The organism is Sphingopyxis sp. JAI128, assembly GCF_014207235.1.
Taxonomy (GTDB): Bacteria; Pseudomonadota; Alphaproteobacteria; order Sphingomonadales; family Sphingomonadaceae; genus Sphingopyxis.
Window position 1 is genome coordinate 239,829 of record NZ_JACHDA010000004.1, and the last position, 18,438, is coordinate 258,266.

Consider the following 18,438-nt stretch of genomic DNA (forward strand, 5'->3'; position numbering starts at 1 on the left):
GGAACTCCTCTCGTTTTTCTTGCTGGGGATCAGAAGGACGGCGGCGGCGGCGCCTTGTCGTCGAGGAAAGGCACGACCATCGCCGCGATCGCGGGGATTTCGCCCATGATCCCGATGTGCGAGGTCGCAGGCAGGATCGCGAGCCGCGCCTTCGGCGCCGCGGTCAGGAAGCCCTGCGTCGCCGCGGCGACATCGCCGCCGCCGCGCAGCTTGAAAAGCTCGACCGCATGGTCGAGCGTGACGCCGTCGGCGTCGCCGATGATTACCATCGTCTTGCCGGCGATCGCCTGCACCGCGGCGTCGGACCAGCCGAAGGGCGTCGCGTCGAGCGCCTTGATGTTGGCGACCAGTTTCGGGAATTTGTCGGGGGCGGGCGACAGGCGCTGATATTCGGCATCGATCGGGCTGCCCGCAAAGATTTCGGGGGTCAGTCTGGAAATGCCCGCCAGCACTTCGGGATACCAGCCGTCGAGCCGCGAGGTCGCCGACAATATCACCTGCTTGCCGATCTTGTCGGGATGCCCCACCGCCAGCGCGACCGCGGTCGAGCCGCCCATCGAGTAACCGAGGACGTCGGCCTTTTCGACGCCGAGCTTGTCGAGCACGGCGGCGGCGTCGTCGGCCATCCGGTCATAGCTCAGCGGCGTATCGACACCGCCTGACCGGCCATGACCGCGCGCATCGACCGCGATCACCGGCCGCGATGCGGCGAGCGCGCCGATCAGCGGCTTCATCGCATCGGCGGACATGAAGGCGCCGTGCAGGATCAGCAGCGGGGTAGGGCCGGATTGGACGTCGCCATATAGCTGATAATGGATCGCCGCGCCGGCGACATCGACCTGCCCCGTTTGCGGGGCATTTGCGGTTGGGTGGCTTGCGCCGGCGATTTGCGCCGCCGCCGGTTGCGCTGCGGCCGCGATCGTCGCTGCGGCAGCGACCAGGGCGAAGGCGGAGGCGAGCCTGGGGAGGGGAGAGCGCCGTGTCATCGAACCATCCTCTTCTGTGTAAGACGGAGCCTAGCTCCGTTTGCCTTTGAAATAGGCGACGATCGACATTGCGTGCCCGTGGCCGAGATCGAAATCGCGCTTCAGCCAGTCGATGATCGCGCCGGGCTTGACGCCGGGGGCAAGGCCGCTTTCGTCGGCAAGGCCCTTGTCGATCGCGATGGCTTGCAGCGCGTCCGCCGATTTTCCGGTCTTGGCTTCGACATTGTCGAGATAGGCCTGGAAGCTCATGCCGCGGCTGCTTTCGAAAAGGGGATCAACGCGCGGACGCGGGAATCGCGCAGCCACAGGCCGCCCCACAGCATGACGCCCAGATAAACGCCGAACAGGCTGTGGCTGAACAGCGGGCTGCCGATCCGCACATGCGTGCCGATCGCGCCGCCGAGATAGCCGGTGATCAGGATTGCGCCGAGGATCGCGGTGCGCGGCCAGATGTAAAGCAAAGTCGGGATCAGCAGCAGGAGTCCGAGCATCGTCATCGTCGGCACGTCGAGCGGCCAGCCAAGGCCCGGCGGGCTATATTTGATCGCCGTCTCGGGCGACACCAGCTTGAGCCCGGCGTCGAAGAGGAGGAAAAGGATCACAAGGCCGCTCAAAACATGGCCTGCGATCGCCTGACCCTTGGCGGGGACTGCGTCGGTCATCTCTTCCTCCTCCCTATGCGCTCGTTATGCCGTGGCTTCTGCCGGGGCGTCGGTCGGGATCGCAGTGGGGTCCATCCACATCACTTCCCAGATATGGCCGTCGGGGTCCTCGAAGCTGCGGCCGTACATGAAGCCGAAATCCTGCGTTGGGGTCGGGTCGGCCTTGCCCCCGGCCTTGGCCGCCTTGTCGACCTGTCCGTCGACTTCCTCGCGGCTGTCGGCCGACACGCAGAGCAGCACCTGCGCCGTCGTGTGCGCGTCGGGGATCGCCTTCGACGTGAAGGTCGCCCATTTTTCATGCGTCAGCAGCATGACGTGGATCGACCCTTCCTCGACCACCATGCAGGCGGCGGTGTCGTCGGTGAAGGCCGGGTTGTTGACCGCGCCGACCGCCTCGTAAAAGGCCTTCGACTTGTCGAGGTCGGTGACCGGCAGGTTCACGAAAATCATCTGGGGCATCTACTCTCTCCTGGGGGGTAGTGGGGGTTTGAACGGCAGCGTGGGCGGCGCGCGGCTGCAATTACCTGTCGCGTGATCCGGCACCTCCGCGCCCGAACAGCATCCGAACATAACGCTTCAAATGGGTGACCGTGCCGCGCGCAATCGCCGGGTCGTTCGTCGTTTTTGCCAGAACGAAGGCGCCCTGCAGCACCGACTGGACATGCTGCGCGAGGCCGATCGCGGTGACATCTTCGGGCGCGCCGTAAACTTCGATCGCCGCGGCAATGTCGGGGGCGAGCGCCTCGCAATAGGCATTGATGCTCGCCTCGCACGCGGCGCGGATGCGGTCGCTCGTCGCATAGGCTTCCTGCACCATCGTGCCGACGAAGCAGGTATAATCCTCGGTGGGTCCGTCGAGCATCGACAGGCGGAAATCGATATGGCCGAGCAGGCGATCCAGCGGATCGTCGAGCTTCACATGCGGCGCCAGCTCGAACATCGGTCGCGCGCGCTCGGTCCAGCCCTCGGCCGCCGCCACCGCCAGCTCTTCCTTCGACGCGAAATGATGAAAGAAGGCGCCCTTGGTCACGCCGGCAGCGGCGCAGATCTGGTCGACCGTCGTCGCCGAATAGCCTTGCCTCCGCACCGTCGCATGCGCCGCTGCGATCAGCTTTGCCCGCGCGCTGCCGCGCGGCGCGCGCTGGTCCGGGGTGCCGCCGCCCGCCCGGGCGGCGTCGCGGGCGGCGGTTGCTGCCGGGACCGAAGGAGGCTGATTCGTCGTCATGCGAATCGACATACCGACTAGTTGGTATGTTGTCAAATCTGCAATCGGAGCCGACGCTGCGCGACACTTTCGCCAACGTCCGAAAAAGACTCGACCTTCCCGCCGCTTCGCCTAAAGAGGAGCTGGAACAAAGGGGGCACATCGGCGCAGTTCCGGGGGGGATATGGTCGCGATCGTTTCAACCACAGCCTATCTCGGCATCGAAGCCCGCGGGGTCGAGGTGCAGTGCCAGATCACGCCGGGCGTCCCGCGCTTCGTCGTTGTCGGCCTGCCCGACAAGGCGGTGGGCGAAAGCCGCGAGCGCGTCCGCGCCGCGATCGCCGCGATCGGCCTGTCGCTGCCGCCCAAGGTCATCACGGTCAACCTCTCCCCCGCCGACCTGCCCAAGGAAGGCTCGCATTACGACTTGCCGATCGCGCTCGCGCTGCTGGGCGCGATGGGGGTGATCGATGCCGAGACGCTCGCTTCCTATGTGGTGGTCGGCGAACTCGGGCTCGACGGGCGCGTTGCGCCGTCGCCCGGCGTGCTGCTCGCCGCGATCCATGCTGGAAGCGAAGAGCGCGGCCTGATCTGCCCCGCCGCGCAGGGGCCCGAGGCCGCTTGGGCGGGCAATGTCGAAGTATTGGGCGCGCCCGACCTCCTCGCACTGCTCAATCATTTCAAGGGCCATGCACCTCTCGCGCCGCCGATACCCGGAGAGATCGAAATCCCGGCGCGGACCGCCGACCTGCGCCAGGTGAAAGGGCAGGAGACCGCGAAGCGCGCGCTCGAAATCGCCGCGGCGGGCGCGCACAACCTGATGATGTCGGGGCCGCCGGGTGCGGGCAAGTCGCTGATGGCGGCGTGCATGCCCGGCATTCTTCCCGACCTCACTCCCGCCGAAGCGCTCGAAGTGTCGATGATCGCCTCGGTCGCGGGAACGCTCGAGGGCGGGCGCCTCGTTCGCGCCCGGCCGTTTCGCAGTCCCCATCATTCGGCGTCGATGCCGGCGCTCGTCGGCGGCGGGCTGCGCGTGCGCCCCGGCGAGGTAAGCCTCGCGCATCTCGGCGTGCTGTTCCTCGACGAACTGCCCGAATTTCAGCGCGGCGTACTCGATTCGCTCCGCCAGCCGCTCGAAACGGGCGAGGTCAGCGTCGCGCGCGCCAACGCGCATGTGACCTTCCCGGCGCGCGTGCAACTCGTCGCGGCGATGAACCCGTGCCGCTGCGGGCACCTCGGCGACCCGGCGCTCGCATGCAGCCGTGCGCCGCGCTGCGCCGCCGACTATCAGGCGAAGCTCTCGGGGCCGCTGCTCGACCGCATCGACCTGCATGTCGAGGTGCAGGCGGTGAGCGCTGCCGACCTCGTCCTGCCGCCGCCGGCCGAGGGCAGCGCCGAAGTCGCCGCGCGCGTCGCGGCGGCGCGCGATGTGCAAACGGCGCGCTATGCGGCGCACAAGGCGCGAACCAACGCCGAAATCGACGGCGACCTGCTCGATGCGGTGGCGACGCCCGACGAGCCGGGACGCAAGCTGCTCGCGCAGGCGGCGGAAGCGATGCGGCTGTCGGCACGCGGCTACACGCGGATATTGCGGGTCGCCCGGACGATCGCGGACCTTGCCGGGGCAGCCGACGTCGGGCGCATCCATATCGCCGAGGCGCTGAGCTATCGCCGGCAGGCGCCGAGAAACTGATGTCGGGAAAGCCCATCCGGTTCGACGCGGCGATCATCGAGTGGCGGGGCCCCGCGCCCTTTCTGTTTGCCGCGGTCCCCGACGATCTTGTCGCCGAGATACGCTACGCCGCGCTTTCGGAAAGCTATGGCTGGGGCGTTGTGCCCGTCGTGGCGACGGTCGGCAAAACCGAATTCACGACCTCGCTTTTCCCGCGCGACGGAAGCTATCTGCTGCCCCTCAAGGTTGCGGTGCAGCGCGCCGAGGGGGTCGGTATCGGCGATCGGATCGACGTCAGCATGCGGATCGGACGCGCCGACCGGCGGTGAAATCGCGTGATTTTCCGCGATGGCAATATATTTTTTCTAAGCTTTTGGTGCGATAGGGCGGATATGACCGGGGCGGGAGACATTTTGGGGCAGGTGTGCGGCCGGCTTGGCCTTGCGCTTCTTGCGCTTGCCTTGTGGGCGGTTCCGGCGGCCGCCGCGACGCTCGATATCGATCGCAGCCTGTGTCATGCGACAAGCGGCGTGGACCGGCCCGACGCGATCGCGTCGACGATCCGCTTTTCATGCAGCGGAGCACCTACGGGCTATCGGCAGGGGAGTCTCTTCCTGCGCGCGCCGCTCAAAGGAGCCGCCGCCCGGCGCGGCGACATCGCGCTGATGGTCCATCAATCGCGTTTCGACCGGCTGGCCGTCGCCTTTTCCTATGCCGACGGCGCGACGCGCTGGCAGCAGGTGCGCGCGGGCGACTATGGGCCGCACTGGCGGGCCGGCGGTCAAATCCTGTTCGAAGCTCCCGATCGCGACGTGGCACTGACCGCGGTCACCATGCGCTTCGATGGTCTTTCGAGCCATCGCTTCGTCCGCGCGCGTATCCTTTCGACCGGCGAGGCGGGGATGCAGTCCGCAGGCATGGCTGCGGCGGTCGGCGCGGCGCTGACGCTGTTGCTGGTCAGCTGTATCTACAGCCTGTCGCTCGCCTTTGCGGTGCGCCGCCAATATCTCGCATGGCAAGCCGCCTGGTCGGGAACGATGCTGCTGTGGGGCGGGCTCTGGTCACAGGTCCATCTCGCGCTGCTGCCCGGCATGGCGGGAACCGTTACTGCGCAAATCTGCACTTTTCTCGCCTGTCTTGCAATCGCGCTGGCAACCGTCAGCGCCGCGACCGCGATCGATCGCGGCACGGCGCCGGCGTGGCTCAGGACCACGGCCTTGGCCCTTGGTGTCGGGGTCGGGCTTGCGGGCATACCGCTCGCGCTGATCCGCGGCAGCAGCCTCGGCCTGCTTGCCGATAGTCTCGGCCTTGTCGTTATCGCCGATCTGCTGGTCGTCACGATCTGTCTCGGCTGGGCGTGGCGCCGCGGATCGATCGAGGCGCGCGATTTCCTGGCGGCGTGGGGGCTGCCGATGGCGATGCTTGCCTTCATCCATATCGTCGATGTCGATGACGGCTTCTGGGGTGGCGGATCCAAGCTTTTGATACTCGTCGCGGCGACCTGGCAAGCGCTGTGGCTGGCCGCTGCGGCGACGCGCCGGCTGGCGCACCTCAGGATCGAGCGCGATCATGCGCTGAGCGCCGAGGCACAGGCACAGGCGCTCGCGCGGCGCGACCCGCTCACCGGCTTGCCCAACCGGCGCGGCTTCGTCGAAAGCGTAACGCCGCTGCTCGAACGCGCGCGCGCCGATAACCTGCCTGCCGCCCTGCTGCTCGTCGATATCGACCGGTTCAAGTCGATCAACGACATCCATGGTCACGATGCCGGCGACGTCGTGCTGTGCGGCATCGCGCAGCGGATCGCGCGCTGGGAAGGTCCGATGTGCACCGTCGCGCGGCTGGGCGGCGAGGAATTCGGCCTGCTGACGGTCGGAATGGAGGGGATCATTCTCAGCCGGTTCGCCGAGAGCATCCGGCGCGGCATTGCCGGATGCGATCATAGCGACGCGATCGGCGACCGGTTGGTTACCGCCAGCGTCGGCGTCGCCGAGGTCCGGCCCGCGTGCGATTTCCGGCAGCTTTACCGGCTCGCCGACGGAGCGCTCTACGATGCGAAGCACGGTGGTCGGAACAGGGTCGTCGTCCAGCGGCACCGCGACGGACCGGGCGCACCGCAGGACCGCGAGGTCGCCATTTCGAATTGAAGGCCGCGTGTACGACGCCCGCGGCGCGGCGTCAGATGCCGACCGCCTTGTTTTCGACGACCTCGAGCGGCGGCGGCGCCTTGGCGGCGGCCGCACCGTGACGGCGATGGCTCAGCTTGCCCTCGACCTTGCCGCCATTTTCGATCGTGATATTTTCATAGGTCACGTCGCCGGTGATTCGCGCGGTCGCGTGGACGATCAGCGTCTTGGCCTCGATCGCGCCGTCGAGCAGACCGGCGATCTTCGCGGTCTCGGCGACGACCGATCCCTTGATCTCGCTCGCCTCGCCCTGGACAAGGTTGGCGCATTTCAGGTCGCCGTCGATCTTGCCGTCGACATGCAGGTCGACGCTGGCGGCCACATTGCCGGTGACGACGACATCCGATCCCAGAATCGAAAAGGTCGTGTGACGTGCGCCGGTCGCCATCTTAGCGGGCACCGCGGGCGGCAGCGACGGAACCGACTCGCTGTCGGGCGTCGTCTTTGACTTCGAGAACATCGGCTTTTGCCTCCAGAAATCTGCGTGGATTGACCGCTTCGCCGTTCAGGCGGACTTCGAAATGCAGGTGGCTGCCGGTCGAACGGCCGGTCGAGCCCATTTTGGCGATTTGCTGGCCCGCGGTAACCTGCGTACCGACCTTGGTGGTGAAACCCGACAAGTGGGCATAGCGGGTCAAGATTCCCTGCCCATGATCGACCTCGACGACATTGCCATAACCCGATTTGACGCCGACGAAGCTGACGCGGCCGGGCGCGGCGGCAAGGATCGGCGTGCCGATCGGACCGCGGAAATCGAGGCCTGCATGCATTGCGCCAGCGCCCGTGAACGGGTCGCGGCGATAGCCGAAGCCCGACGACATCATCAGCACGTTGGCGGGGTTGCCCGAGGGCACCGCGACGAGCGTGCGTTCGAGCACTTCCATGCGGAACAGCGCGCCGTCGAGCGCGGCGAAACTTGGGCCGAGCGCCTTGGCCTTACCCATCCGGCCGCGGTAGGGAATGAACGGACCACCACGACCCGCCGCGGCGCTGCGCACGAGCGCATCGGGGTTTAGGCCGAGCGCAGCGACCGCGGTTTCCGCCTTTGTCACCCGGCCGCGAACCGCCGCGAGCAGGCGCGCCGAAAAGGCTTCCTGCCGCGCTTCGAGGCGCGCGAGGACCCGCGCTTCGGGGGGCAAGTCGGGGTTGATCGCGCTCGTCTTGATCGGCACGGTCGATGTTGCGGTGTGGCCGTCGGCCTTGGTCGAGGCTTCGGCAGGAACGGCAGACGGATCGATCCCGAAATGGGTTTCGGCGACGCTTTCGAGCAGCGCCTGGCGTTCTTCGAGGTCGGCAGCGGTTTCGGCGACGCGGTCGCGATATTTGGCGATTCGCGCCTCGGACGCCGCAGCGGCGGCCTGCTGCTGCGCGACGGCTGCCCGCTCGTCGGCCGTGAGCAACTGGTTGACGAGCACCGCCAATGTCGCGCCCGCCCATGCAAGCAGGACGAGCCCCGCGATCAGGGCAACGCGTTTTTGCCAGACGGCACTGACACGCAGAAAGCGGACATGCCCGTGCGTGCGAACGAAGATTTCATGGTCCTGGAACAGCGCGGATACGCGCTGGCGCCAGTGGCGCAGGCCCGTCGTTTTGGAAGACAAGTCACGACCCCGTCTTAGTTTTATGGAGCCCTCCGCCCCGACTTGGATGGCGCCTTATCAGCGAGATCGCGACTCCGCGAATCTTTGGGCTGCGAGTCGGGGCGAGTCGAACCCATCATGCGGTGAACGGTGTCAAGATGGGCGAATGCTGCCATTTATGCAGTAAATGGCGCGCGAATCGGCCAAATTCATTGACGGCTTGCTTACCATTTTTGGCTAGGTCTAAGCGGATGAATATCATGGCCGAATCCGCTCCTTCCGGTCCCGCCGAATCGGCGATCGACCCGCTCGCAAAGGCCGGCGCGCGGCCGCGCTCGGCGGTCAGCGCGGGGGTGGGTATCGTCGGGCTGGCGGGGCTTGTCGCCTATCTGTCGATCGCCCGTTTCGCGCCCGACATCGCGGCCTTCCTCGGAATCGACTGGGGCGACCGCGGGCGGATGGACGGGCCCAGTTCGGCGATCGCGAGCGTGCTCGCCTGCGGCTTGCCGATGGTGCTGTGGTCGGTGCTGGTCGACAAGGTGCACCGCAATCCGTCGACGGGGATCGACTGGTCGCTGCGCCGTCCGTGGCGCGAAACGATCGATATCAGCCTGACCAAGCTCGCCGGCATGTGGGCGACCTGGGGGCTGATCGCGCTCATCTATGCGACGATGCGCTATTATTGGGAGGGCAATTACGCCTTTTCGATGAACCTGCTCGAAACGGTTGCGCCCTGGCTGCTGCTCGTCTCGGTGCCCTATATGCTGTGGCTCGACCGCCGCATGGTCGAACCGCGCGACGGATGCTGGCAATTCGGCCGCTGGCTGATCGCACCGGGGCAGCCGGTCGATGGCCGCGCGATCGGCCATCACCTGCGCGCCTGGGCGGTGAAAGGGTTTTTCACGGCCTTCATGCTGTCGATCGTGCCGGGGAATTTCTCCTCACTGGTCACGGTGCCGATGAGCGAGGTGTTCGCGAACCCCTATATGACCGGCATCTGGGCGATCAATTTCCTCTATCTGGTCGACGTCCATATCGCGACCGTCGGCTATATCCTGACGTTGAAGCCGCTCGACGCGCATATCCGCACCGCCAACCCCTATGGCATGGCATGGGTCGCCGCGCTCGTCTGTTACCCGCCCTTCATCCTGATGAACGGCGGCCCGCTCGACTATCAAGTGAACGGGTCGGACTGGGGCTATTGGCTCCAAGGACACGACCTTCTGATGATCCTTTGGGGGATCGTGCTCGTCGGCCTGACCGCGGTCTACAGCTGGGCGACGATGGCGTTTGGCATTCGCTTTTCGAACCTGACGCACCGCGGCGTGATCACGCACGGGCCGTACAAATATACGCGCCACCCGGCCTATATTTCCAAGAATTTGAGCTGGTGGGTCGGCTCGCTCCCCTTCCTCGTCACCGCAGGGGGCTGGGTCGAGGGCGCGCGCAACGTCGTGCTGCTCGGCCTCGTCAGCGGCGTCTATTATTGGCGCGCCAAGACCGAGGAGAAGCATCTCCTCGCCGATCCCGCCTATGTCGCCTACTGGAACTGGGCGCAGGACAATGCGCTGGTCCCGCGCTTCTTCGCCAGGTTGACGGGCCGCAAGCGCCCGCTGGTCCGGCTGGAGCCCGATCCGCGCGTCGGGCCGGTCGCCTGATCCGCGCGGGAGAAACCTCCCGCGCGGCCAGGTCATGCGTCAGAATTTGAAGCCTGCCTCGATCCCGTAGATGCGGGGTTCGTTGACGTAGCTGGTCAGATTGTTGAAATCGATGCCGCCGGTCGGCGATTCATCGCCCGTGATGTTGCGCACGAAGCCGGCAATGTCGAAGCGGTCGGTCTTGTAACCGACGCGGACGCCGCCCTCGATCAGCTTGTCGTCCGAAAATTCGACCGAGCGATAGAGGAAGAACTGGACCTTCGAGCGGTAGTACCAGTCGGTGAAGGCATAGATCGCGCCGGCACCGACGGGGATTTCATAACCCGCCGTTGCGTTGAGCGTCCATTTCGGCGACTGCGGCAATTGGTTGCCGTCGATCGAGAAGATGCCCGGGCTGCCGGCGCGCGGCGGGTCGAGCACCGTGCACGGCGTCGCCGAGCCGCAGCCCGCGACGAAGGCATTGGCATCGTCGATCTCGGCGATGTTCCACGCGCCGCCGACCGAAAAGGTCAGGCCCTTTGCGGGGGCCGCCTGCAACTCGGCTTCGATGCCATGGCCCTTTGCATCGACGTTAAGCAGGCTCGCGACGTTCGACGTGCCGCCAACCGCGGTCAGCTGAAGATCCTTGGTGTCGAAATAATAGCCGGTCAGGTTGAAGCGGACACGGTTGTCGAGGAAGGCGGTCTTGATCCCCGCTTCATAGGACATCGTCTCTTCCTGATCGGCGGTCGAGATAACGCGCGAGAAGGTCAGGCGGCCCTGCACCGACGGCGCGCGATAGCCGCGCGCGACGCGCGCGTAGAGCGTCACCGCGTCCGACGCTTCATAGGTCGCGCTGGCGTCCCACGTCAGCAGCTTGCCCTTGACCTTGGCGGCCTGCGGCGGAACCGGCGTGTTCGGGTTGACGACGAAGTCGGGGCGCGTCTCGACGGGGCGCGAGGCGACGAAATCGCGCGTGTCATGATTGTAGCGCGCACCGGCCTGCAGCTTGAAGCCATTGTCGAATTCATAATTGACCGATCCGAAGATGCCATAGGCTTCGCTGTCCTGGCGCTGGATCGCGATTGCCGACGGGGTGGCGTCGGTCGGGCCGCCGAACTCGAAGCTCGAAATGTCGAGCTTTTCGTCGAAATAGAAGGCGCCGAACTGATAGCCGAGCCCGCCGCTGTTGTTCGACGCGACGCGGAACTCCTGCGTGAACTGGTCGAGGCTCGGCACATTGTCCTGGCTCTGCGCCTGGAACGGGATGAGGCCCGGGCCCGATTCGGGCAGGAAGACCGCGCCGAAGCCGCCGTCGATATCGCCGCGGCTGCGGAAATTGCCGTTCCAATAGGATGTGATCGAGTAAGCCGTCACCGGCCCGAAATCATATTCGAGGTTCAGCCCGACGTTATAGGTGTTGAGCTTCTGGAAATTGATCCCGTCCTGCCACACCTTGTCGCGTTCGAATTCGGTGCCCGCGCCGCCGAGGCCGACGAGCTTGTTGCTGCCCGGCAGCTGCGTATTGGCGCGGAAGATGATCGCCGAACCGTCATAGACGCGGACCTGCCCGGTCACACGGCCGGTGAAGGGACCATTTTCATATTGCAGCTGAAGCCGTGCGGCGATGTCGTCATAGCCGCCAAGATCATTCTTGTCCGTGGTCGCGATATTGTCGACCCAGTCGTTGCGATGCTGGTAGATACCCGAAAGACGGACCGAGAAGCCATTGTCGTCGGCGGCACCCGCCGCGACTTCGACCTGGCTGGTGCCGTAGCGGCCATAGGAGACGCGGGCGTAGCCGCCGGTCTTGCCGGGCTTGACGGTGTCGAACTTGACGATGCCCGCCGGCGTGTTGCGGCCGAACAGCGTGCCCTGCGGCCCGCGGAGGACTTCGACGCGGTCGAGGTCGAAGATCGGAAAGCCCTTGAGGATCGGATTTTCGAGGACGACGTCGTCATAGACGAGGCTGACCGGCTGCGACGCGTTAAGGTCGAAGTCGGTGTTGCCGAGACCGCGGATATAGAAGCGCGGAAAGGTGCGGCCGAACGAGCTTTCGATGTTCAGGCTTGGAACGCGGCCCGCGAGCACGCGGACATCCGACCCGGTCGAGGTGATCGCGCCGAGCGTATCGCCCGCCAGCACCGAGACGGCAACGGGCACGTCCTGCAGGCTTTCCTCGCGGCGCTGCGCGGTGACGACGATGTCGCCGAGACCGCCCTCTTCGGCGGCGGGGGCTTCCTGTGCCGCAGCGGGGGCGGCCCAGCTGCCGGCGGCGAGGACAAAGCTTATAGCAATAGCGGAAGGAAAGTGGCGCATGGCGAGCTTCCTGAAAGATGTGACGATGGGAGAGGTGCGAAAACAACCGCTCTTTGGCTTTCCGCGCGTGCGCAATCAATCGCGGAAGCGCGCGCCGCTGACTTTCGTGGCAGCAGTGTTGCGCATTTGCTGCACTTTTGCGCGCGTGGATTATGCCTTCCTTCGTCAGTCCCGCGACAGCGGGAACCCAGTGACGACCGTGCGATACGGCGCTGCCGCGTCGGCTTTTATTTGGGCCGGGCTCCCGCTTTCGCGGGACTGGCGAGGTGGATTTTAAAAGCTCAGCTCATCGTAGATTTTCGACAAATCGCCGCCCCACGGCCCTTCGTAGCGGTCGAGCAGGTCGTGCGCGGGGGATTTGCCGCTCTTGGCGATGCGGCGGAGCGGTTCGAGGAAGCCGACTTCATTGTCGCCCATCGAATTGACCTCGCCGCGCGCCGCGAGGCCCGCGGCGGCGATATCGAGGACGCGATGCGCGAGTTCGCCGACCGTGCCGCCTCCGGGCGCGGGGGCGTCGAGGCCTTCGTTGGGCACCGCGTCGCGGAGCGCCTGCTGTTCTTCGATGCTCCAACCCTTCACAAGATCCCAAGCGGCATCGAGTGCGCCCTGGTCGTAAAGGAGGCCGACCCACAGCGCCGGGAGCGCGCAGATGCGGTTCCACGGGCCGCCGTCGGCACCGCGCATTTCGAGGAAGCTCTTGAGCCGCACCTCGGGAAAGGCGGTCGACAGATGGTCGGTCCAGTCGGAGAGGCGGGGCTTCTCGCCGGGTAGCGCGGGCAGTTCGCCCTTCAGGAAGTCGCGGAAGCTCTGCCCCGCGGCGTCGATATATTTGCCGTCGCGGAAGACGAAATACATCGGCACGTCGAGCATATAGTCGACATAGCGTTCGTAGCCGAAGCCCTGGTCGAACACGAAGGGCAGCATGCCGGTGCGCGCGGGGTCGGTGTCGGTCCAGATATGGCTGCGGTACGACATATAGCCGTTGGGCTTGCCCTCGGTGAAGGGCGAGGAGGCGAAGAGCGCGGTCGCGAGCGGCTGGAGCGCAAGCGATACCCGGAACTTCTGCACCATGTCGGCCTCGCTCGCATAATCGAGGTTGGTCTGGATCGTGCAGGTGCGCAGCATCATGTCGAGGCCGAGACCGCCTACGCGCGGCATATGCTCGAGCATGATCTTGTAGCGCCCCTTGGGCATGATCGGCAGTTCGGCGCGCGTCTTGTCGGGCCACATGCCGAGGCCGAGGAAGCCGAGCCCGAGTTCGGCGCCGACCTCTTTCACCTGCTTCAAATGCCGACCGGTTTCGGCGCAGGTCTGATGGAGATTTTCGAGCGGCGCGCCGGACAGTTCCAACTGCCCCGCAGGCTCGAGGCTGACCGTGCCGTCGCTGCCGGCGAGCGCGATGACCTTGCCGCCCTCGATCACCGGTTCCCAGCCGAAGCGCGTGAGCGCCATCAACAGGTCGTGGATGCCGCCGGGTTCGTCATAGGAGGGCGCGCGGTGGTCGGCGGTGCGATAGACGAATTTCTCATGTTCCGTCCCGATGCGCCATTGTTCGCGGGGTTTTTCGCCCTTGATCATGGGGGCCGCAAGCTGGTCGCGGTTTTCGACGATGGGATCGTGGCTGTCCGAAGCGGTGCGCGTGCTCATTTCGCGCATTTAGACTATCCGGTATAGAATGCAATCGGGCTGTGAACGCCCCTATTCGACCATCGCACGCAGCTCGATCGCGAAGCTCGATCCCGGTGCCATCGTCCCCTGCGGGCGGACGCGCACATGCGTTACCGCGGGGTCGACGCCCTGAACATCGGGGGTGGGTGCATAGGTCCAGCTGGCACCGCCATCGTTCGAAAATTCCAGGTTATCGGCGGTGCTCGCGAGGCTGGTGAAGCCATAGCTGAGCCCGCTCGCGCCCGCCGCGAAGCGCACCGGGCCGGGCCCGGGGGCGAAGGTACCGACGAACAGTGCCAGATTCGCGGGGACCGCGTCGGTGACGACGACGCTGCCCGCCGTCGCCTGTGTCCCCGCCGGCGCGGTGACCGTCAGCGTGTAGGTGGCGAGACCGCCGGGGATCAGCTTGGGGTTGGCCGTGCCGTTGACGGGGTCGCTGTAGGCGAGCGAGGTCTTGGCGATCGCGAGCGGCAGCACATAGGCATTGGTGTAGGTGCAGGTCGTCGGCATCGTGTTGCCCGCGATCGTCAGCGTGCGCCCGGTCGGGCCGTTGGCAAGCGGGCTGCCGCCGACGCATTCGACGCTTGCATTATAAAGCGCGGCGACCGCGCCGCCGCCCCATGTTTCGGCTGGCAAGGTGACGGTGTCGCCCGCGCGCATGGTAACATAGCTGCCCGTCGCCGCATTGGGCGCGGTCGAGGCGAAGCTGGCGTTCGCGGTGCCGCCGCTCGTCGTCGCGGCGGCGCTGTGTCCCGCCGTTGCGCCGCTCCATGCCTTGGCGAGACGGAGTTGCTGCGCGATGCGATTGTTGGTGAAGGTACAGATAATCGCGGTGTCGGCGGCGCTCACGGTCAGCAGATTGCCCGCGAGCGCGGCGGCATTGCCCGTGCACGCCAGCGCGGCATTATAATGCGCGGCGCTGCCGACCGAGAAGCTTTCCGACAGCGTTGCCGCCTCGGCGGCATAGACCGTGACCGCGGCGTTGGTGTCGGTTTCGTTCGCGGCGTTGGCGACCGACAGGAAGCTGGCATTGTTGATCAGGCCGGTGGTGGCGAGCGTGGCGGCGTCGGCGAGCTTCGCATTGGTCCATGTCTTGCGCAGGACCAGCGTCGCCGACTTGCGGCTGTTCGTCCAGGTGCAGGTGAGCGCGCTGCCCGAAGGCATGGTGACGGTGCGGCTGAGGCCGCTGCCCGACGTCGCGACGATGGCATTGTCGCTGTTGCGGCGGCATTCGAGGCTGGAATTATAGTTGGCGGCGCTGCCGCTGGCGAAGCTTTCGGTCAGCGTCAGCGTGCTTCCCGCGACCGCGATGCTGGTCGCGTTACTGCTGGCCCCGCCGACGGCCGAACTGCCGCCGACGGGCAGGAAGCCGCCCGCAATCGAAAGATTCACTGCATCGCCCGCGATTCCGTTGACCCACGCCTTGGCAAGGACGACGGGCGAATCATTGTCGGTGATCGTATAGGTTGCGGCGGTGACCGCCGTGCCGCCGCAGCTTGTGGTGCTCGACAGCGTGTAGCCGGTACCGCCGGTCAACGCGATCTCGATCGTCTCGCTGCTCTCGGTGCCGGTATCGTCGGTGATGCTAATGCCCAAAGGCACAAGCGTGTTTGTATAGGTCCCCGCGGGCAGCGTCACCGTGAAATTCGCGGCGCCGTTCGGGGTCGTATAGTCGCTGCCGCGCGTCGCGGTTCCTCCGTTGATGCTGACATTGACCGTGCGTGCGGCAAAGAGCGTGCCGTTGACGCGCAGTTGAGGCAGATTCGCGCTTGCGATCGATTCGACCCCCGAGGCGCTGGCGGTCGACAGCTCGACGAAGGGATTGAGCGTGATGCGGATGTCGTCGAGGAAATTGCCGATACTGCCGGCATCGGTTGTGACGAACTGGACGCGCTGCACCCCCGACGCGCCGCTGTAGGTCGTGCTGCCGTTGTTGACATTCCAGACCTGGTTCGCGGTGGTCGACGATTGGGTCGCGAGGTTCTGGATCAGCGTGCCCGAACCATTTGCGATCTGGAAGCGCGCGGTCTGCGTCGCAGGGCCGCCGCTGCGCGCCCGGTGCGCGAAGGTCCAGCCGATCGGCTCGCCGCTGACCATGCAGATATTCTGGTAGAGCGCGCCCGGGTTATGCGCGTTCATTTCGGCGTGGACCGATCCGTCATGGGAGGGGACGCCGTTGAACCCCGAATCCCACAGCTCGATCTGGCCCGAGGTCGATTCCCAGCCGGGCACCGAGCCATTGGCGTAAATTTCGTAATTGGCGCCGCCCGCGCCCTGCGGATTGTTCGATTCGAACGAGGGATTGACGATCACGCGCTGCGCCGCGGCCGGCACCGCGCCGAAGACGAGCGCGCAGGCGGCGAGCGCGGCGGTCGGGCGGGACCACATCGTCAGTTCACGGTCGCGTTAAAGACCAGCGCCATCGCCGCCGCGGGGCCGAGCGAGGCGGTCGACGCCGAAACGCTGGTGCCCGCGAAGGCGGCGCCGAACGGATCGCTTTCGTCGGCGCCGGCGGCATTGTCGTCCTCGACCGTGGTGGCGCCCGCGCAGCTCGTCCCGCTGCGCAGCGAGCCGGGGACGAAAGCCAGCGTCGCGGGCAGCGGATCGGCCACGTCGATCCCGGTCGCGGTCGCGCTGCCATTGTTGGTGACCAGCAGGCAATAGCGCATGATCGCGCCGGGGATCGCCTTGGGATTGGTGGTCCCGTTCACCGGATCGCTGACGATACTGCTCGTTTTCGCGATCGCGAGATCGCCCACCGGTCGGCAGAAGCTGATGTCGTGCAGCGCCATGCCCTGTTGTCCGGGGTTGGCGGGGGCGAGGGCGTGGCTGCCATATTCGATGGTGATGCTGTCGACCGGCGCCTGGAAGGTGACGACGACGGTACCGTCCGGGCTGCCGTCGGCCGACAGGACATCGCCATAGGCGCTGTTGCCGATGACGTAATTGGCGGTCCCGTTGTTGAGGAGCGGATAGACGGGCGCGCCGTTATACGTGCCGGTGACCGTCACGCGGTCGGCGAACTGGCCGGAGGCGTAGTCGACGTCGAACAGACGGAACTGCGCGCCCGGAACCGCGGTGGGAAGGGTGATCGTCGAGGTGACGATACCCGCCTGGCTGGTGAAATCGACGAGCTGGAAGATCGAATGTTGCGCGGGAGACAAGCCGCCGGTCACGACATTCTGCCGCGCCGGCGACTGGCCGCCATAGGTCGCATTGCTGAGGAAGGCGCCGCCGCTGATCGCGATATTGAAATTCGCCGTGCCGATCGCGGTGAGCGGCTGGCTGCCGCTCGTCGTGCCCGCCGCCCAACTGACGCTGTCCCAGTCGTGGATTGTCGTGCCCGCCGGGCAGACGAGCGTCGGCGGCGTTCCGGCGATGCGCGTGCCCGACACGGTGAAGCTCGCGCTGTCATAATCGTCCTCCCCCGCTGTGCCGTTGCCGGGCGAACTGTCGGGATCGAAGGCGGCGGAGGCGCTGATTTCGGCGATGTTGGTCACGCTGGCGCCCGCCGTCGCGGCGACGGTGCCGCTGATCGTCAGCGTCCGCGTCACCCCCGGCGGAATGCTGCCGACGGTCCACACGCCGGTCGCTCTGTTATAGCTGCCGAAGCCCGAGGCGCCGGTGAAGCTGAAACCGGCGGGCAGCGTGTCCTGAACCGTAACGCCGGTTGCGGTCAGCGGCGACGCGCCCGCATTGGTCACGCTGAGGACGTAGTTGATGCTGGCACCGAATGCCGGCGCGGCGTTGCTGACCGATTTGGTCAGCGACAGGTCGGCATAAGGCGTGAGCGGAACCGTCGTCAGCAAAAGGTCGGATCGGGCGAAGGCGCCGCTGTCGCCGTTGAGCGAGTCGCAAATGATCAGCTGCCAGATGCCCGTCCCGTCTTCGCCGTTGAAGTCGGCGAGCGACCCTTGCGGGCGGAAGCTGCGCTGATAGGGCGGAGCCGCGACGGTCGCATCGTTCGTCGTATGCGTCGTGATGCTCGCCGCCGCGCTGTCGTCGAACAGGACGTTCAGATTGTCGGCGCTCGTTCCGATATTGGTGATGAGATTGACCACGGTGCCCGAGGGCGACACGAGCGTAGCGCGCAGGTCGCCGCGATAGGTATGCGTCAGCTGGACCCCGATATCGACGTCGGTGACCTGCGCATTGGCAGCGACGGTGAAATTGCGCACCATCGGGCTGGTGCACGGCGTCGCGCTTTCGCTGATCGTTCCGGTCGTTGTATTGCCGTAGCTGGTGGTCGTCTGTGCGGCGGCGGGATTGCTGGCAAGCGTCAACGCCAGCCAAACGAGCATGAGACATACCCGCACAGACTGCAAACACTGGCCCCCACGCCAGCGGTATCGGCTCTGGTCCCGCCGTTGCATGGCGCCCTTATGCGCTGCGGATAGCTAATATCGGGTTAAAATCGGTGGGTTAGCGTCAATTCTGTGCGCGGGTGGGACAGTTTGGGGGGGGGTAGGCGAAGCTTGGCTATGCCGGCTCACCACCCCAAGGCGGCTGCGTCGCCCCGGGCTGTGC

General features: G+C 66.1%; 16 protein-coding genes. 5 read left to right on the top strand and 11 right to left on the bottom strand.

Annotated features, from left to right (window positions below; translation table 11 throughout):
- Positions 1–29: 29 nt before the first annotated feature.
- From HDC35_RS11890 to HDC35_RS11910, 5 genes are all read right to left on the bottom strand, one after another.
- Positions 30–986 carry an alpha/beta fold hydrolase gene (locus HDC35_RS11890; protein WP_184646991.1) on the bottom strand — a complete coding sequence of 319 codons (957 nt, stop codon included), beginning with the start codon at positions 984–986 and terminating at the stop codon, positions 30–32.
- A 30-nt stretch (positions 987–1,016) separates the two neighbouring features.
- Complete coding sequence (locus HDC35_RS11895; protein WP_184646992.1) at positions 1,017–1,235, bottom strand: DUF4287 domain-containing protein; 219 nt, start codon at positions 1,233–1,235, stop codon at positions 1,017–1,019.
- Complete coding sequence (locus HDC35_RS11900; RefSeq protein ID WP_184646994.1) at positions 1,232–1,648, bottom strand: DoxX family protein; 417 nt, start codon at positions 1,646–1,648, stop codon at positions 1,232–1,234. Before HDC35_RS11900 ends, HDC35_RS11895 begins: the two co-directional genes overlap by 4 nt.
- Before the next feature lie 24 nt (positions 1,649–1,672).
- The gene (locus tag HDC35_RS11905) at positions 1,673–2,107 is read right to left on the bottom strand and encodes a VOC family protein (protein ID WP_184646996.1); all 435 of its coding nucleotides are present in this window, start codon (positions 2,105–2,107) and stop codon (positions 1,673–1,675) included.
- Positions 2,108–2,168: 61 nt separating this feature from the next.
- Positions 2,169–2,873 carry a TetR/AcrR family transcriptional regulator gene (locus HDC35_RS11910; RefSeq protein WP_184646998.1) on the bottom strand — a complete coding sequence of 235 codons (705 nt, stop codon included), beginning with the start codon at positions 2,871–2,873 and terminating at the stop codon, positions 2,169–2,171.
- A gap of 163 nt (positions 2,874–3,036) precedes the next feature.
- Between HDC35_RS11910 and HDC35_RS11915 the strand changes: the two genes are divergently transcribed.
- The 3 genes from HDC35_RS11915 (at position 3,037) to HDC35_RS11925 (ending at position 6,668) form a co-directional block, all read left to right on the top strand.
- The gene (locus tag HDC35_RS11915) at positions 3,037–4,545 is read left to right on the top strand and encodes a YifB family Mg chelatase-like AAA ATPase (RefSeq protein WP_184647000.1); all 1,509 of its coding nucleotides are present in this window, start codon (positions 3,037–3,039) and stop codon (positions 4,543–4,545) included.
- The gene (locus HDC35_RS11920) at positions 4,545–4,853 is read left to right on the top strand and encodes a DUF1905 domain-containing protein (protein ID WP_184647002.1); all 309 of its coding nucleotides are present in this window, start codon (positions 4,545–4,547) and stop codon (positions 4,851–4,853) included. The genes HDC35_RS11915 and HDC35_RS11920 overlap by 1 nt, the downstream gene beginning before the upstream one ends.
- Before the next feature lie 63 nt (positions 4,854–4,916).
- The gene (locus tag HDC35_RS11925; protein ID WP_184647012.1) at positions 4,917–6,668 is read left to right on the top strand and encodes a GGDEF domain-containing protein; all 1,752 of its coding nucleotides are present in this window, start codon (positions 4,917–4,919) and stop codon (positions 6,666–6,668) included.
- Positions 6,669–6,699: 31 nt separating this feature from the next.
- Here HDC35_RS11925 and HDC35_RS11930 read toward each other — a convergent pair whose 3' ends face one another.
- Together HDC35_RS11930 and HDC35_RS11935 are read right to left on the bottom strand one after the other, a co-directional pair.
- Entirely contained in the window at positions 6,700–7,167 is a 468-nt protein-coding gene (locus HDC35_RS11930) for a polymer-forming cytoskeletal protein (RefSeq protein ID WP_409437948.1), read from the bottom strand.
- Complete coding sequence (locus HDC35_RS11935) at positions 7,097–8,308, bottom strand: M23 family metallopeptidase (RefSeq protein WP_184647014.1); 1,212 nt, start codon at positions 8,306–8,308, stop codon at positions 7,097–7,099. Before HDC35_RS11935 ends, HDC35_RS11930 begins: the two co-directional genes overlap by 71 nt.
- Before the next feature lie 230 nt (positions 8,309–8,538).
- On the opposite strand from HDC35_RS11935, the gene HDC35_RS11940 reads away from it, so the two are divergent.
- A complete protein-coding gene (locus tag HDC35_RS11940; RefSeq protein ID WP_184647017.1) occupies positions 8,539–9,945 on the top strand; it encodes an isoprenylcysteine carboxylmethyltransferase family protein in 1,407 nt (468 codons plus the stop codon).
- 39 nt (positions 9,946–9,984) lie between these two features.
- Here the strand turns inward: HDC35_RS11940 and HDC35_RS11945 are convergent, their stop codons facing one another.
- Positions 9,985–12,243, bottom strand: a complete 2,259-nt coding sequence (locus HDC35_RS11945) for a TonB-dependent receptor (protein WP_184647019.1) — start codon at positions 12,241–12,243, stop codon at positions 9,985–9,987.
- Here HDC35_RS11945 and HDC35_RS11950 point away from each other — a divergent pair.
- Positions 12,242–12,520 (top strand): hypothetical protein, encoded by a 279-nt coding sequence (locus tag HDC35_RS11950; RefSeq protein WP_184647021.1) that lies wholly within the window; start codon positions 12,242–12,244, stop codon positions 12,518–12,520. The genes HDC35_RS11945 and HDC35_RS11950 overlap by 2 nt on opposite strands.
- Here the strand turns inward: HDC35_RS11950 and HDC35_RS11955 are convergent.
- The 3 genes from HDC35_RS11955 to HDC35_RS11965 are packed head-to-tail and all read right to left on the bottom strand — an operon-like array spanning position 12,517 to position 18,212.
- The gene (locus HDC35_RS11955) at positions 12,517–13,890 is read right to left on the bottom strand and encodes a glutamate--cysteine ligase (protein WP_184647393.1); all 1,374 of its coding nucleotides are present in this window, start codon (positions 13,888–13,890) and stop codon (positions 12,517–12,519) included. The genes HDC35_RS11950 and HDC35_RS11955 overlap by 4 nt on opposite strands.
- Before the next feature lie 51 nt (positions 13,891–13,941).
- Positions 13,942–16,299 carry a hypothetical protein gene (locus HDC35_RS11960; protein ID WP_184647023.1) on the bottom strand — a complete coding sequence of 786 codons (2,358 nt, stop codon included), beginning with the start codon at positions 16,297–16,299 and terminating at the stop codon, positions 13,942–13,944.
- A gap of 2 nt (positions 16,300–16,301) precedes the next feature.
- Positions 16,302–18,212 (bottom strand): proprotein convertase P-domain-containing protein, encoded by a 1,911-nt coding sequence (locus HDC35_RS11965; protein ID WP_184647025.1) that lies wholly within the window; start codon positions 18,210–18,212, stop codon positions 16,302–16,304.
- Positions 18,213–18,438 lie beyond the last annotated feature (226 nt).